General features: G+C 77.1%; 15 protein-coding genes. 7 read left to right on the forward strand and 8 right to left on the reverse strand.

Translation table 11 applies throughout. The features are described 5' to 3' along the window. The first annotated feature begins 25 nt into the window (after positions 1-25). The 3 genes from AB2L27_RS18080 to AB2L27_RS18090 are packed head-to-tail and all read left to right on the forward strand — an operon-like array spanning position 26 to position 3,086. Positions 26-1,105, forward strand: a complete 1,080-nt coding sequence (locus AB2L27_RS18080; RefSeq protein WP_370442886.1) for a glycosyltransferase family 1 protein — start codon at positions 26-28, stop codon at positions 1,103-1,105. Continuing rightward, a complete protein-coding gene (locus AB2L27_RS18085) occupies positions 1,102-2,115 on the forward strand; it encodes a hypothetical protein (RefSeq protein ID WP_370442887.1) in 1,014 nt (337 codons plus the stop codon). Before AB2L27_RS18080 ends, AB2L27_RS18085 begins: the two co-directional genes overlap by 4 nt. Then, on the forward strand, positions 2,112-3,086 hold the full coding sequence (locus tag AB2L27_RS18090; RefSeq protein WP_370442888.1) for a glycosyltransferase family 2 protein: 975 nt from the start codon (positions 2,112-2,114) through the stop codon (positions 3,084-3,086). Before AB2L27_RS18085 ends, AB2L27_RS18090 begins: the two co-directional genes overlap by 4 nt. Here AB2L27_RS18090 and AB2L27_RS18095 read toward each other — a convergent pair. Continuing rightward, positions 2,981-4,183 (reverse strand): glycosyltransferase, encoded by a 1,203-nt coding sequence (locus AB2L27_RS18095; protein ID WP_370442889.1) that lies wholly within the window; start codon positions 4,181-4,183, stop codon positions 2,981-2,983. The two genes, AB2L27_RS18090 and AB2L27_RS18095, sit on opposite strands and share 106 nt — an antisense overlap. Positions 4,184-4,266: 83 nt before the next feature. On the opposite strand from AB2L27_RS18095, the gene AB2L27_RS18100 reads away from it, so the two are divergent. The 3 genes from AB2L27_RS18100 to AB2L27_RS18110 are packed head-to-tail and all read left to right on the forward strand — an operon-like array spanning position 4,267 to position 7,492. Continuing rightward, positions 4,267-5,181: a WcbI family polysaccharide biosynthesis putative acetyltransferase gene (locus AB2L27_RS18100; protein WP_370442890.1), complete on the forward strand. Its 915-nt coding sequence runs from the start codon at positions 4,267-4,269 to the stop codon at positions 5,179-5,181. Further along, the gene (locus tag AB2L27_RS18105; protein ID WP_370442891.1) at positions 5,178-6,203 is read left to right on the forward strand and encodes a glycosyltransferase family protein; all 1,026 of its coding nucleotides are present in this window, start codon (positions 5,178-5,180) and stop codon (positions 6,201-6,203) included. Before AB2L27_RS18100 ends, AB2L27_RS18105 begins: the two co-directional genes overlap by 4 nt. Beyond that, positions 6,200-7,492 (forward strand): glycosyltransferase, encoded by a 1,293-nt coding sequence (locus AB2L27_RS18110; protein ID WP_370442892.1) that lies wholly within the window; start codon positions 6,200-6,202, stop codon positions 7,490-7,492. The genes AB2L27_RS18105 and AB2L27_RS18110 overlap by 4 nt, the downstream gene beginning before the upstream one ends. On the opposite strand, the gene AB2L27_RS18115 is transcribed toward AB2L27_RS18110, so the two are convergent. The 3 genes from AB2L27_RS18115 to AB2L27_RS18125 form a co-directional block, all read right to left on the reverse strand. Then, on the reverse strand, positions 7,435-8,310 hold the full coding sequence (locus AB2L27_RS18115; protein WP_370442893.1) for an FkbM family methyltransferase: 876 nt from the start codon (positions 8,308-8,310) through the stop codon (positions 7,435-7,437). The genes AB2L27_RS18110 and AB2L27_RS18115 overlap by 58 nt on opposite strands. Positions 8,311-8,430: 120 nt before the next feature. Continuing rightward, entirely contained in the window at positions 8,431-9,579 is a 1,149-nt protein-coding gene (locus tag AB2L27_RS18120) for a TolB-like translocation protein (protein WP_370442894.1), read from the reverse strand. A 95-nt stretch (positions 9,580-9,674) separates the two neighbouring features. Then, positions 9,675-10,691, reverse strand: coding sequence for a lactonase family protein (locus AB2L27_RS18125; RefSeq protein WP_370442895.1), 1,017 nt, complete (start codon positions 10,689-10,691; stop codon positions 9,675-9,677). An 89-nt stretch (positions 10,692-10,780) separates the two neighbouring features. On the opposite strand from AB2L27_RS18125, the gene AB2L27_RS18130 reads away from it, so the two are divergent. Continuing rightward, positions 10,781-11,551, forward strand: a complete 771-nt coding sequence (locus AB2L27_RS18130) for a class I SAM-dependent methyltransferase (RefSeq protein WP_370442896.1) — start codon at positions 10,781-10,783, stop codon at positions 11,549-11,551. Here the strand turns inward: AB2L27_RS18130 and AB2L27_RS18135 are convergent, their stop codons facing one another. The 4 genes from AB2L27_RS18135 to AB2L27_RS18150 all read right to left on the reverse strand — a co-directional run bounded on the left by AB2L27_RS18135 (position 11,552) and on the right by AB2L27_RS18150 (position 14,815). Beyond that, complete coding sequence (locus AB2L27_RS18135) at positions 11,552-12,109, reverse strand: TetR-like C-terminal domain-containing protein (RefSeq protein ID WP_370442897.1); 558 nt, start codon at positions 12,107-12,109, stop codon at positions 11,552-11,554. It lies immediately after the preceding gene. Continuing rightward, the gene (locus AB2L27_RS18140) at positions 12,102-12,938 is read right to left on the reverse strand and encodes an alpha/beta fold hydrolase (protein ID WP_370442898.1); all 837 of its coding nucleotides are present in this window, start codon (positions 12,936-12,938) and stop codon (positions 12,102-12,104) included. The genes AB2L27_RS18135 and AB2L27_RS18140 overlap by 8 nt, the downstream gene beginning before the upstream one ends. Before the next feature lie 63 nt (positions 12,939-13,001). Next, positions 13,002-13,607 (reverse strand): response regulator transcription factor, encoded by a 606-nt coding sequence (locus AB2L27_RS18145; protein WP_370442899.1) that lies wholly within the window; start codon positions 13,605-13,607, stop codon positions 13,002-13,004. Beyond that, entirely contained in the window at positions 13,604-14,815 is a 1,212-nt protein-coding gene (locus AB2L27_RS18150) for a sensor histidine kinase (protein WP_370442900.1), read from the reverse strand. The genes AB2L27_RS18145 and AB2L27_RS18150 overlap by 4 nt, the downstream gene beginning before the upstream one ends. Positions 14,816-14,840: the final 25 nt, after the last annotated feature.

Below are 14,840 nucleotides of genomic sequence, written 5' to 3' on the forward strand. Positions count from 1 at the left end.
ACCGTCCTGCCCCGGGAGCCCCGCGTTGTCCGAGAACCACCCCGCACCCGTCCGGGTGCTGCACGTGCCCCGCGCCCACGGCTACGTGGACCACCTGGGCGACGACCGCGTGCCGGGGGTGGTCCTCGTCGACGACGGCACCCCGGACGGTCCGGGCTGGCACCCCGCCCGGGCCCTGGACCCCGACTGGGTCCTGACCCACGCCGGGGAGTTCGACGTCCTGCACCTGCACTTCGGGTTCGAGGGCTGCACACCCGCCCGCCTGCGCGACCTCGCGGCCGCCCTGCGCACGACGGGCCGGGCGCTGGTGCTCACCGTGCACGACCTGCAGAACCCCCACCTGCGCACCCAGGAGGCGTACGCGGAGCTCCTGGACGTCCTCGTGCCCGCCGCCGACGCCCTCCTCACCCTCACCCCCGGCGCCGCGGCGGAGGTCGAGCGCCGCTGGGGACGCCGCCCGCAGGTCGTCCCGCACCCGCACGTCGCCCCGCTGGAGGACGTCGGCCCGCCCCGGACCGCGAACTCCCCGCGCGTCGTGGGGGTGCACCTGAAGAGCCTGCGGGCCAACCTGCGCGCCCTGCCCGTGCTGCGCTCGCTCGTCACCGCCGCCGGTGCGCTGACGCAGGAGGGGACGCCGACGACGGTGCGCGTCGACGTGCACGGCGAGGCCCTGCAGGAGGGTTTCCCGCGCCACGACGCCGACCTGACGGCGTGGCTGCGGCAGGCCTCCGGCAGCGGGGCCGTGGACCTGCGCGTGCACGACCGCTTCGACGACGCCGGGCTCGCGGCGTACCTGCGGGGGCTGGACGTGTCGGTCCTGGCCTACGCCCACGGCACCCACTCCGGCTGGCTGGAGCTGTGCCACGACCTCGGCACGACGGTCCTGGCCGACCGGGTGGGTTTCCTGCACGAGCAGCAGCCGCTCGTGCAGGCCGACCTGGCCGACCCGAGCGCCGTGACCGGCGCGCTGCGCCGCGCGTTCGCGGGGGTCGCGGGGTCGGCGGCGACGGCGGGGGAACGCCGCGCCCAGCGCCTGCGGGTCGCCCGCGACCACCTCGGGCTCTACCGCTCGCTGGTCCCGGCGACCCCGGGGGTGCCGGCGTGATCGGCTGGTACGTCCACCACCAGGGCGCGGGCCACCTGCAGCGCCTGGTCGCCGTCAGCCGCCACCTGCGCACCCCGGTCACGGCGTTCGGCTCGGCGCCCCGGCCGGCGGGTTTCGACGGCGACTGGGTCGACCTCGACCGCGACGACACCCCGCCCGTGGACGAGGCGTCCGCGACCGCCGGGGGCCGGTTGCACTGGGTCCCGCAGCACCACCGGGGCCTGCAGGACCGGCACGCCGCGATCGCGGGGTGGATCGCCGCGCACCGGCCGCGGTTGTTCGTCACCGACGTCTCGGTGGAGGTGACCGCCCTGGTCCGGTTGTGCGGGGTCCCCGTCGTGGTCGCCGCGATGCTCGGGGACCGGCACGACCCCGCGCACCGCCTGGGCCGGGACCTCGCGCAGGCCCTGCTGGCCCCGTGGCCCGGTCCCCCCGCGGGCGAGGGCCCGGGAACCCCGGTCGTGCACGTCGGCGCGTTCTCCCGCTTCGACGGCCGCCCCACCTCCCCGGCCGCGGCCCGGCCGGGAACGGTCCTGGTCCTGTGGGGCAGCGGGGGCCGCGACGTCACCGACGAGCAGTTCCGCGCCGCTCAGGAGGCGACCCCGGGGTGGACGTGGGAGTTCCGCGTCCCCGGGTCCGCCCTGGGGTCGGCGACCGGGCCGGGACAGGCTGCGGGACAGGACGTGTGGGAGGCGCTGCAACGCGCCGAGGTCGTCGTCGTGCACGGCGGCCACAACGCCGTGGCCGAGGTCGCCGCCGCCCGCCGCGCCGCCGTGGTGGTGGCCCAGGACCGGCCCTTCGCCGAACAGCTCCGGCGCGTGGAACTGCTGCGCGCCGAGGGCCTGGTCGCCGTGGACGGCTGGCCCGCCGCGGACCGCTGGCCGGACCTGCTGGAGCGGGCCCGGTCGGTGGGGGCCGGTCCCTGGCACCGGTGGGCCCCCGGCGACGGGGCCGAACGCGCCGCCGCGTTCCTCGACGCCGCCGCCGACCGGGCCGGGGTCCCGGCGTGAGCGGGGACCCCGGCGCGGGTGGGAATCCCGGTGCGGGGGGGCACCGCACCGCCGTCCTGACGATCGTCGCGGGCCGGCACGAGCACCTGCGGGGGCAACTGCTGGGCCTGGTCCGGGTGCCGCGGCCCCCGCGGTGGCACGTCGTGGCCGCGATGGGCGACCCCGCGGTCCGGGACGTCCTCGACTCCGTCCCGGCCCCGGCCGGGACCCGCCGGGTCGTCCTGGACGTCCCCGTCGCCGCGGACGGGGAGCTCCCGCTCGCCGCGGCCCGCAACGCCGCGGCGGGCACGGCCACGGCCCTGGGGGCGGACCTGCTCGTCCTGCTCGACGTCGACTGCGTCCCCGGCCCCGGCCTCCTCGCCGCCTACGAGGACGCGGCCGACCGCGTGCGCGAGGCCCCCGGGCCGCGGCTGCTGTGCGGACCCGTCGCGTACCTGCCCCCGGACGTCCGCGTGCACGGCCCCGGTGACCTGGACCGGCTGCCCACCGCCGCGGACCCGCACCCGGCCCGGCCCGCCCCGGCCACCGGTGCGGTCGTGCGGGCGCAGGAGTCGCAGTGGTGGCTGTTCTGGTCGCTGTCGTTCGCCGTCACCGCCGCCGACTGGGCGGCGTTCGGGGGTTTCTGCGAGGAGTACCGCGGCTACGGCGGTGAGGACACCGACGTCGCCGCCACGGTCCGCGACCTGGGCGGTTCCCTGTTCTGGGTCGGCGGCGCCGACGCGTTCCACCAGCACCACCCGACGCAGAAACCCCCCGTGCAGCACCTCGCGGCGATCCTGCGCAACGGGGCGGTGTTCCACCGGCGCTGGGGGTGGTGGCCCATGACGGGCTGGCTGGAGCAGTTCCGCGCCGCCGGCCTCGTCGACTACGACGCCGCGACGCGGTCCTGGACGGCCGTGACGGCACCGACCCCGCGCCCGGACGACGCCGGTGGCACCCCGGCCACCGCCGCGCGCAGCACGGCCTCGTAGCGCCCGACCATCGAGGCCGCCGACAGGTGCGAGGACGCGGCCCGGCGGACCCCGGCGCGGTCCAGGGCCAGCGCGGCCGGGATCGCGGCCGCCATCGCGGCGACGTCGTCGGCGGGCACGACGAGACCGGCCCGCGCCCCGGCGGTCTCGCCGACGGTGGGGCCGACGGTGGGGCGCAGGACCTCGCTGATGCCCCCGCGGTCGAACGCGACGACCGGGGTCCCGCACATGGCCGCCTCGGCCGCGACGAGGCCGAACGGCTCGTCCCACACCGGGGTCACCAGCACCGCGCCGGCGCGCCCGACCGCGGCCGACAGCTCCGGCCCGCCCAGGTGCCCGTGCCAGGTCGCCCAGCGCCCCAGCCGGGGGGCGATCTGCGCGGCGAAGTACCCCTCGTCGAGCGCGGGCCCGACGAGGTCGAGGTGGTGACCGGCGCGGGCCGCGGCGTCCATCGCCAGGTGCGGCGCCTTCTCCGGGACCAGGCGGCCGAACCACAGCAGCCCCCCGCCGCCCGGCCCCAGCGCCCAGCGGCGCGGGTCGACCCCGTTGTGCACCACCTCGGCCGAGGTCACCCACGGCTCCCACTGCCGGGCCGTGAACCGGCTGACGGCCGTGAAGGCGTGCGAGGAACCCCCCGCCGCCAGGGCCGCCGTCAGCCACGGGGTCGGCGGGGTGTGCAGCGTCGTGACCGTCGGGAACGGCAGCGTGGAGGACAGGGTCAGGGGCAGGTGGTGCAGGGAGTTGTTGTGCACGACGTCGACCTCCCCGGCGTACGTCGTGCGCAGCGCGTTGAGGACGGCGAGGTGGGCCTGGTGCTCGCGCAGGAACGCCGCGGCGGGCATCGAGGGGTCCTGCCGGGACAGCTCGTCGGGCTCCCACCCGCCACCGGCGAGGACCTCGGGCTGGGCGCCGGTGGACCCGGCGGCCGCGAACAGCAGGACGCGGTGGCCCCGGGCGCGCAGACCGGCGACGAGGCCGCCGACGAAGGACTCTAGGCCGCCGACGTACGGTTCGGCGACGGGGAAGCGGCTCGGTCCCAGCACGGCGACCGTGAGCCGCCGCGGGGCGGTGGTCTGGGTCGGCAGGGGACGGGGCACCCGCAGATGCAAGCACGTCCCGGACCGGTGCGCGTGCGGTGGCCCGCCCGGTGCACCCGCTCGGCGGCCCCTAGGGTGCGGCTGTGACCGGACGGCGACAGCACTACGCCCACTTCCACGGCCTCCTGCCGCTGTCGTCGCCGCTGGAGCGCGACGGGCGTCCCCTCGTCCTGGTGCACGGCAACTGCCAGGCGGAGTCGCTGCGCGTGCTGCTGGCCGGGGACGGGTCGACCCCCGTGCGGACCGTCCGGGTCCCGCCCGTGCACGAGCTCACCCACGAGGACCTGCCCCGGTTGCAGCGGGTCCTGGACGAGGTCGACGTGATCGTCTCCCAGCCCGTGCGCGAGGGGTACCGCGACCTGCCGCTGGGGACCGCCGACCTCCTGGCCCGCGCCCCGCGGCGGCCACGGCTCGTCGTGGTCCCGGTGCTGCGCTGGGCCGCGCTGCACCCGTTCCAGGTGATCGTGCGCTCCCCGGCGGCCGGGGAACCACCCCTCGTGCCGTACCACGACCTGCGCACCCTGACCGTGGCCGCGGGCCGCCCGGAGCTGCCCGAGGTGCCCTCGGCGCGGGCCGTGCGGGCCGTGCGGGACCTGTCCGCGCGGGAGCTGCGGGCCCGGCAGGAACGGCACGACGCGCTGCCCGTCGTCGACCTCTTCGAGGCCGCCGGCGCGGAGGCGACCCACACGGTGAACCACCCGGGGAACGCGGTCCTGCGCGGTCTGGCCGGCCGCGTCCTGGCCGCCCTCGGGTTGCCCGCGGACGTGCCCGACCCCGGCCGCACGCTGCTGGACAGCGTCCACGCCCCGGTGCTGCCGGCCGTGCTCGACGCCCTGGGCCTGCCCGGGCCGGGCCGGGCGGACTGGCTCGTGCACGGCGAGGTGACGACCGACGCCGACGTCCGCGCGGCGCACCTGCGCTGGTACGCCGAGCACCCCGGCGTCGCGCAGGCCGGGCTCGCCCGGCACGCCGAGGCGGCCGCGGAGCTGGCCGCGTGACCCCGTCCTCCCCGCGCCCCCTCGTCCAGCTCGTCGTGGGCCCGGCCGAGCACGGGGTCACGGCCGCGGCCCTGGCCCAGTGGGACGTGCTGCGGCACGAGGCCGGGACGCACCTCGTCCGCACCCCCGCCCACCCGGGGGCCGAGGCCCTCGCGGCGGCGCTGCAGGGAGCCCCCGCCGGGGTGGTCCACGTCCACGTCACCGACCGGCTGTTCGGCCGCTCCCCGGAGGAGGCCGCCGACGTCCTCGTCGCGGTCGCCGCCGGGCGCGACGTCGTCGTGTCCCTGCACGACCTGCCCCAGGCCAGCGACGGCGCCCGCAACCTCCCCCGCCGCAGCGCGGCCTACCGGCGGATCGCGCAGGCGGCGCGGCACGTCGTCGTGGCCAGCCGGCACGAGGAACGCCTGCTGCGCGCGTGCGGGGCGGACGTGGCCTGCACCGTCGTGCCGCTGCCCGTCCCGGACCTGACGCGCACCCCCGCCGCCGCACCGGCCACACCGCTGCGGACGGTCGCGGTCCTGGGCTACCTGTACCCCGGCAAGGGCCACGAGCAGGTCCTGGCGGCCCTGGACGCGCTGCCCGCCGGGGTCGGCCTCACCGCCGTCGGCCGGCCCTCCGACGGGCACGAGGACCTCGTCGAGGCCCTGGCCGCGCGGGCGCGGGCGGCCGGGCGCACGTGCGAGGTCACCGGGTACGTGCCCGACGCCGACCTGCCCGGGCTGCTGCGCTCACCGGTGCTGCCGGTCGCCCCGCACGAGCACCTGTCCGCCTCGGGGTCGATCAACGCCTGGACGGGGGCCGGCCGGCGACCGCTGGTGCCCCGCAGCGACTACGTGGACGAGCTGGAGGACCGCGCCCCCGGCGCCCTGTGGGTCTACGAACCGGGTGGCCTGGCCGACGCCCTGGCCCGCGCCTGGGCCCGGCCGGAGCTGACGTGGGCCCGGCCCGGGACGGTCCCGGGCCCGACGGTGGCCGGCACAGTCGCCCGGCTGCACCCCGTCCTGGCCGGGGTCCGGGCGTGACCGCCCCGCTCGTGCCCTCGGTGTCGGTGGTGGTGCCGCACTACGAGACCCCGCACGACCTGGCCCTGGTGCTCACCGCGCTGGAACTGCAGGAGCACCCCCTGGACCGGCTGGAGGTGGTCGTCGCCGACGACGGTTCGCGCCGGGCCCCCGACCCCGGGGACCGCCCCTACCCCGTGCGGGTGGTGCGCCAGGCCGACGAGGGTTTCCGCGCCGCCGCCGCCCGCAACCTCGGCGCCGCCGCCGCCCGCGGGGACGTCCTGTGCTTCCTGGACGCCGACACCGTGCCCGAACCCGGCTACGTCGCGGCCGTCGTGCGCGCCGTCGCGGCCGGGGCGGACCTCGTCGTCGGCCGCCGCCGGCACGCCGACCTGGCCGCCACGTCCCCGGAGGCGTTGCGGGCGTGGCTGTCCGGGACCGGCCCCGCCCCGGCGGAGTTCGACGAACCGGCCTGGTTGCGCGAGGCGTACGAACGGACGGACGACCTCGCCACCGCCGGGGACGACGCCTACCGGTTCGTCATCTCCGCGGTCCTGTCCACGACGCGGCGCCTGTTCGAGGACGTCGGGGGTTTCGAGGAGTCGTTCAGCGCCTACGGCGGGGAGGACTGGGAGTTCGCGCACCGCTGCTGGCTGCGGGGCGCGCAGTTCCGGCACGCCCCGCACGCCGTGGCCTGGCACGACGGCCCCGACTTCGCCGGCCGCACCGACGACGCCCGGGCCCGCCGCTCGCGCAACGTCGAGGGCCTGGCCCTCGCCCGGTTCGTCCCCGGGCACGCCACCCGCGGCGACGCGCTCGTGTGGGCCCACCCCGACGTCGTCGTCCGCCTCGACGACACCGGCGCCGACGTGGCCGAGGTCGTGGCCTGCGTGCGCTCGCTGCTGGCCGGGTCCGACGCGGGCGTGTGGCTGCGCGACGGCGCGGCGCTCGCCGTCCTGGAGGACCCCCGCGTGCACGGCGGGGAACCACCGGCGGCGGTGCTGGGCCGGGCCCGGTACCGCGTCGACCTGGACCGGCCCGTGGTGCTGGTGGGGGCCGGGCTCACCGACCTCGCCGAGGTGGCCCCCGTCCGCGTCGGGGAGCACCTGGCCGTCCACCGCACCCGGGACCTGCACCGCGGCGAGACGGGCACCGCGGTCCTGGACGTCCCGGGCGTCGGCGCGGACCCCGCGGCGGGCGTCGACCTGCAACGCCGCTGGGGGCACGAGGACCACCGGCGGCGGCCGCGGTTTCAGCGGTCGCTGCGCACGCCGTTCGTCGTCACGGAACGCCCCACCGCCGCGCCGTAGGCGGGCAGCACCTGCGCGTCGACCACGCCGGCCTCGACGAGGTGGGCCAGGCAGCGCACCGCGAGGTCGTGCGAGCCGTAGACGTGGTGGGCCAGCAGCGCGAGGTGCTTGACCTGGTCGGCGTCCAGCTCCTCGAGGCGGGCGAAGTCCTTGACGTAGGCGACGTCGGCCTCGATGTGCTGCTGGTGGGTGGTGAAGATGTTCCCGTCGAACACCCCCGGCGCGATCGGCCACTTCTTCAGCGCCGCGAAGGTGTGCAGGACGAAACCCTGCGCGCGCAGTTCCGCGTCGACCTCCCCGAACAGCGGCTGGTCGCGGTACAGCGGCGTGAACGACATCTCGGTGTGCACGGCGACGGCGCCGGCCAGGGTGTCGCGGCCGTTGCGGAAGATCGTCAGTTCCGAGCCCTGCACGTCGATCTTCAGCAGGTCCAGCGGGCCGAGGTCGTCGATGTCATCCAGCCGGGTCGTACCGATGGTGCTGCGCTGCAGCACGTCCCCGTAGCGGGCGAACTCGTTGAGGGTCGAGAGGCGTTCGACGTCGGGTTCGAGCAGGCTCGTCATGCCGCCCATCCACGTGACCTTCAGCTCGTGCTCCCCGCCGTCGCCGACGGCGTGCGGGAGGTAGCGCTCGTTCGGTCCGGCCGCGGCGTGGAGTTCGGCCAGGGCCTCGGGCTGGGGCTCGAAACCCACCACCGTGCACAACCCCTCGCGCAGCATCGGCCCGTACGGCGGGTCGCCGTCGATGGGGTTGGCGCCGATGTCGACGACCGCCGTGAGCCGTGCGGTGTCCAGCAGGTCGACCCAGTCCTCGGCCACGTGCTCCTCGTTCCGTCGGTTCCGCGGGGGCCGGGATCGTCCGCGGCCCTCCGGGCGGAGCATGTCAGCCGGTGCGCACCGGGGCAGCACGGGGCCGGTCGGGACCGCCGGGCGCGGGCCTCACCGGCGGGGCCGCAGCCGGCGTTGCAGCGGCGGCGCGTCGGAGGGCCAGGGGGCGACCGCGGCCTCGAACGTCGCGGCCCGCCCGTTCCCGACCAGGGCCGTGGCGGCGGACCCGTCCAGGGGCTGCCGCCAGACCCGGGTGTCCTGCACCGCCCCGTCGGCCGAGGGCAGGGACCGGCCCGCCACGAGCACCGAGGTCCGGTCGCTGGAGGCCACGAGCGCCTCGACGAACTCCGGGGGTGCGGCCAGGTCGCGCACGCGGGCCCCGGACCGGTCGAGGACGCTGAGCGTGCGGTCGGTCGGCGTGGTGCGCACGACCGCGAGGTGGCGGCCGTCCCCGACGAAGACCGGGAACGTCTCCCCCGCGGCGGGGGTGACCACGGTGCGGGCCGTGCGGGTGGGCAGGTCCACGAGCACGACGTCACCCCCGTCGGGCGTGGCGCGGCCGGTGGCCAGGGTCGTGGAGTCCGGGGAGAACGACAGGCCCGTCGTGTCCTGCGCCCCGGCCACGACGGTCTGCACCCCGGTGGCGACGTCGGCGACGACCAGCCGGCTGCCCGCCGCGGCGCACACGTCGTCCCCGCGCTCGCGCCACACGGCGCTCGCCCCGTCCGGGGAGAACGCCAGCTCCCCGGCGGTGGGCGCCACCGTGCCCAGGGTGCGCGTGGACCCGTCGACCCCGCGCAGCACGAGGTCCGGGCGCCGCGACCGGTCGGGGGACGAGCAGTCCGTCGGCGACCACGCGCTGCGGTGGAACCAGGCGAGCGTGCCGTCCGGGCTCCAGGCCAGCGAGCGGGAGTCCCCGTCGCCGTCGACCTGCGCGCGGCCGGACCCGTCGGCGGCGGCGTCCTGCACGTGGCCCAGGTCGTCCGCCCCGTCGCCGCCGCCGTGGGCGATCCAGGCGAGGCGGGAACCGTCCGGTGACCAGCTCGCGTCGTGGGTGAGGCCGTCGGCCACGCGCCAGCGCCGGCCGGTGCCGGTGTCGACGACGTCGAGCCCGTCGACGCGCTCGGCCGAGACCCCCGCCGAGACCCCCGTGTAGGCCAGTGACGGCCCCGGCCGGTCCCGGGCCTGTGCCGGCCCGGCTGTCACGACGAGACCGGCCGCCAGCACGACGACCCCCAGCGCCACCCCTGGTGCACGCATCGCGGAACCCCCCTCGGTCCTCGGCCGCCCCCGCGACCGGTCTCCATCGGAGCAGGTCCGGGCCCCTCGTGGGGGGACGCGCGCGGGTCCGGCGGTCACGACGGGGGCAGGGGCAGCACGCAGGCCGGTGAACCGAGCTCGACGACGGAACGGTCCACGACGGTGAGGTCGTCGTCGAGGGCGAGGTGCACGAGCTGGTCGGAGTCCTGCGCCGCGACGTACAGGTGCCGGCCCACGGCGGCGACGTGCCGGGGGTTCACCGCCCCGAGCGCCACGTCCCGCACGGGCCGGGCGACCCCGTCGACGACCTCGTGCAGCGTCAGCACCTCGGCGCGGCGGTTGGCCACGACGACCCCCCACGGGGTGCGGCACACCTCCGAGGGGTACGTGCGCCCGGCGACCGGCACGGCGAGCGCGGGGTGGACGACCGGGTCGGCGAGCAGGCCGTCCCGGACGGTGAGGGAGGTCACCGTGGCGTCGAGCTCCCCGGCGACGACGAACCGGTCCCCCGCGGGGCCGGGCACGACGACGCCGTGCCGGGGGCCGCTGCCGGGGGCCAGCGACACGACCTGGACGGGCTCGGCCGAGAGCCCGCCCGCGGTGACGTCGTGCACCCGGACCTCGTCGGTCCCGAGGTCGAGCACCGCCACCCGCCCCCCGGGCAGCACCGTCACCGAGTGCGGGTGCGAGGCCTCCTGGCGTTCGGCGTCCGGGCCGGACCCGTTGCCGCGCAGCGTCTGCCGCACCCAGGTCACGGTCCCGCCGGGCAGGTCCAGCACACCCACCCCGCCGCCGTAGTTCGCGGCGAGCAGGAACCCGGCGACGACGGCGAGGTGGCACGGCGAGGAACCCCCGCTGGGCGCCTCCCCCAGCCGCTCCCAGGACCCCCCGGCCACCCGCCACGACGTCACGAACCCCTCGTCGACCTCGTGCGCGGCGTGGACGGTGCCGTCGGGCCCGGCGGCCAGGAACGAGGGCGACGGCACGTCGGCCGTGGCCCCCACCCGCCCGAGCCGCCCGGTCACCGGGTCCCGGTCGACGAGGGCGAGACCGGGCCCGCGACCTCCCGTGGCGGCGGTGTAGGAACCGACGGCGAGCACCTGTGCGTCCACGCGGCGATCACACCACGGACCGGCCGGAACCACCCGGGCTGCGCTTACCCGGTTGCCCCGGCTCTCCACGACCGGGCACGGTGGTCCCCGTGGCCTCCCCCACCGACGTCACCGCCGACGCCACCGCCGACCTCCTCGCCGACTGGGCGAGACGGTTCGCCGAACCCACCTCCGGGTGGTCCTTCGCGGCGTTCACCGGCGTCGTGCGGTGGGCCGACCCGCCCTGGTCGTACTCAGCGCTGGCGCGGGAGGTGCTGGCCCCGGCGCGCTCGGTGCTCGACCTCGGCACCGGCGGCGGGGAGTTCCTGCGGGGCCTGCGCGGGGTCCTCCCGGCCGACGTCCACGCCACGGAGGGCTGGCCGCCGAACCTGCCCGTGGCCCGCGAGACGCTCGCCCCGCTCGGTGTCGGCGTCCTCGCGCACGACGCCGCCACCGGACGCCTGCCGTTCCCCGACGGCCGGTTCGACGTCGTCCTGTCCCGGCACACGGCCTACGCCGCCGACGACGTGGCCCGGGTGCTGCGGCCGGGCGGGACGTTCCTGACCCAGCAGGTCGACGGGCGCAACCTCGACGACCTCGCGGCGGTGTTCGGGGCCGGGCCCGCGTTTCCGGACGTGACCCTCGGGACCTCGCGCCGCCACGCCCAGGCCGCCGGGCTCGACGTCGGGGTGGCCGACTCGTGGAGCGGCCCGGTGCGGTTCGCCGACGTGGCGACGCTGGTGTCGTTCCTGCGGATGGTCCCGTGGCACCTGCCGCCGGACTTCACGGTCGAGCGGTACGCCGACGCCCTGCTCGCCCTGCACGCCCGCCCGGAACTGCGGTTCACCGAACGCCGGTTCCTGCTGCGGGCCCGGCGCTGATCAGCGCAGCCCCCGGTCGAGGAACCCCACGAGCCAGGTGAAGCTGTCCTCGACGTCGGTGCCGAGCTGGAAACCCCCACCGGCCTCCAGCGTCGCGAAACCGTGCAGGGCGCTGCGCAGCATCCGCAGGGCGTGGACCTCCTCGGCCGGGGCGATGCCGTACCCGCGCAGCACCACGGCCAGCGACCGCAGCACCCGGTCGCCCGCCCGCGCGAACTCGTCGTCGGGAGCGGTGCGCCGGTCCCCCAGCGTCGCCGCGTACCGGCCCGGGTGCTCCTGCACGTAGCCGCGGAACGCCTGCGCCGCAGCGCGCAGCGCATCGACCCCCGACAACCCCTGCAACTCCTCGCGCAGGGTGTCACCGAGTTCGGTGGTGGCGAGCACCGCGATCCGCTGGTGCAGGTCGGCGAGCGAGGTGACGTGCTTGTAGAGGGACGGCGGCCGCACGCCGAGGCGGTCGGCGACCGCCCCCATGCCGAGCCGGTCGAACCCGACCTCGTCGGCGAGGTCCGCCCCGGCGGCCGTGACGGCGGCCGCGTCGAGCCCGGCCCTAGGCACGGGCGGACGTCCGCTGCAGGAACGGCACGACGAGCGCCGCGACCGCGTCGGGCGCCTCGAGGTGGAGGTAGTGACCGACGCCGTCGAGGACCGCGAGTTCCCCGAGCCCGGCGGGCAGGTCCGCGACGACGCGTTCCCCCTCCGCGCGCGGGTCGGCCCAGTCGGGGTCGGCACTGCCCTCGACGACGAGGACGGGGCAGCGCACGTCGCGCAGGGCCGCGCCGGCGTCCGTCGGCTTGCTCGACCCCATGGCCTTGAACGCGGCCGTCCGCCCCGGTTCCCGCAGCAGGTCGAGGGTGCGGGCGCGTTCGGTCGCCCAGTCCTGGGGTTTCGCCGGGACCGCGAGGTCGAGGTAGCGGCCCCAGGCGCCGACGTTCCCGAGGCCCGCCGCGAGCGCCAGGCGGGTCATCGCCTGCCGGTACCGCCGCACGCGCAGCAACCCCGGGACGTCGACGGACTGCGCGCGGGTGAAGGGGGCCAGTTCCACGAGCCCGGCGACGAGGTCGGGGGCGGTGGCGGCGGCGATGGTGGCCGCGCCGCCGCTGATCGACTGCCCCACCAGGACGGCCGGGCCGCCGAGGTGCCGGACGAGGGCGACGAGGTCACCGGCGATGTCGGTGCGGGAGTAACCGTCCCACCCGGTGCTCGACTCCCCGCAGCCGCGCAGGTCGAGCGCGGCCACCCGGTACCCGGCGGCGACGAGGCGCGGGGCGAGGAAGCGGTAGGAGCGGCGGGTGTCGCCCATCCCGTGCGCCAGGACGACGAGGGGACCTTCCCCCTCGACGTCGAAGGCGAGCGTTCCCTGGTCGGTGAACAGGAACTCGGTCATGGCGATCTCCTCAGCTAATGACGTTAGCTTTAAGCTACGCGCATTAGCCATAGAGGGCAAGGGTCAGATCCAGCCGTTGGACTCCGCGATGCGCACCGCGTCCGTGCGACTGCGGGCGTCGAGCTTGTCGACGACGCCCGTCAGGTAGTTCCGGACGGTCCCCTCGGACAGGTGCAGCGCGGCCGCGATGTCCGGAACGGCAGCCCCCTTTCCCACGAGCGCGAGGACGTCCGCCTCCCGCGCCGTCAGGGGCGAGTCGCCGTTCACGACGGCCGCGGCGGCGAGGTCGGGCGCGAGCACGCGCCGTCCCGACGCGACGGCTCGCAGTCCGTCCAGGAGTTCGGCCGCCGGTGCGCTCTTGAGGATGAACCCGTCGACACCCGCCGTCAGCGCTGTCCGCACGGCCGCGGGCCGGCCGACGGCGGTGAGGATGACGACCCTGGGCCGCGGCGTCTCTGCCGTCAGCTGCGCCAGGACCGTGAGCCCGTCGGCACCGGGCATGTCGAGGTCCAGCAGCACGAGATCGGGTCGCGTCCGCCGGACGAGGTCCAGGACCACGTCACCGCGGTCGGCCTCCCCCACGACCTCCATGCCCTCCTCGGTCTCGATGAGCGCCGCCATCGCCGTCCGGATCATGTGCATGTCCTCGGCCACCACGATGCGGATCACCGGGTACCCCCGACGGTGCCCCGGTGCGGGACGGGCAGTTCGCAGATCACGGTGAAGTTCCCCTCGTGCTCGGTGGCCTCGACCGAACCGCCCAGCGGCCGGACGCGTTCGTGCATGCCTCGCAGTCCCGTCCCCGACCCGTGGGAGGCTCGGCCCCCGTCCCCGGCGGGTCCGACGTCGTTCACGACGGCCACGCGCAACCGCCCGGTGGAACCCTCGCCCTCGACGCGGACGTCGATGCCGCACCGGGTGGCCCGCGCGTGCCGCAGGACGTTCGTGGTCGCCTCCCGGACCACCCACGCCGCCGCCTGGACGACCTCAGCGGGCAGGTCTCCCGCCAGCGCCGCCGGGTCGGCCTCGAGCGTGCACTCGACGCCGGTGTCGCGCAGCAACCGGACCGAGGCCGTGAGTTCCGTCGGCAACGACAGCGTCCGGTACCCCGTGACGAGGCTGCGCACGTCCGTGGAGGCCGCGTGCGTGAGGGCGAGCAGGTCCTCGAGCTGCTCGCGCTCCTGCTCCGCGCGACCGGCCCGCTGGTAGCGGTGCGCGAGTTCGGCTTTCAACGAGATCGCGGTCAGCGTGCGCCCCAACAGGTCGTGCAGGTCACGGGACATGCGCAGCCGTTCCGCGAGGACCTCCGCGCGCGCCAGGTCGCGACGGGTGCGCGCCAGTTCCCGGCTGGTGGCGACCGCGCGCAGCAGGACGGCCAGCACGACCGAGGAGACGACGTAGTCCAGACCGGCCTGGGCCGCGGCCTCGGAACCACGACCCGCCACCCACCACGCGAGGACCTGGACGACGGCCCCCACCCCCCAGGACACCGCACCCCACCGGAGAGGCAGCGCGACCAGCGCGATCCCCACCGGGACGGGAGCCCACTGCAGCCACTCGACCCCGAACACCACCGCCGGCAGGTAGGAGAGCCCGGCGAGCAGGCCGAGCCACCGCAGGTCCGGACGCCGGCCGCGGGTGCCGACGAGGTCGCGCAGGAGGGGGACCTGCGCCGCTGCGGTCCCCAGCGGCACCAGCACCGCCACGACCGTCGGCGCACCGCCACGCGGGAGGGCCGCCGTGACGAGGACGTACAGGGAGACCGCCAGCCAGGCCGCGGCGAAGACGACCACCGTCGAGACCTGCAGCCCGCGCAGTTCCCGCGAGGGGGGCGGGGTGACGTCGGAGCGGGCGGCGTCCGCGGGCTCTCCGGTCACGCGGAGCACAGTAGTGCGGACGGTG

It is taken from the genome of Kineococcus halophytocola, from assembly GCF_041276425.1.
In the GTDB taxonomy this organism is placed as follows: domain Bacteria; phylum Actinomycetota; class Actinomycetes; order Actinomycetales; family Kineococcaceae; genus Kineococcus; species Kineococcus halophytocola.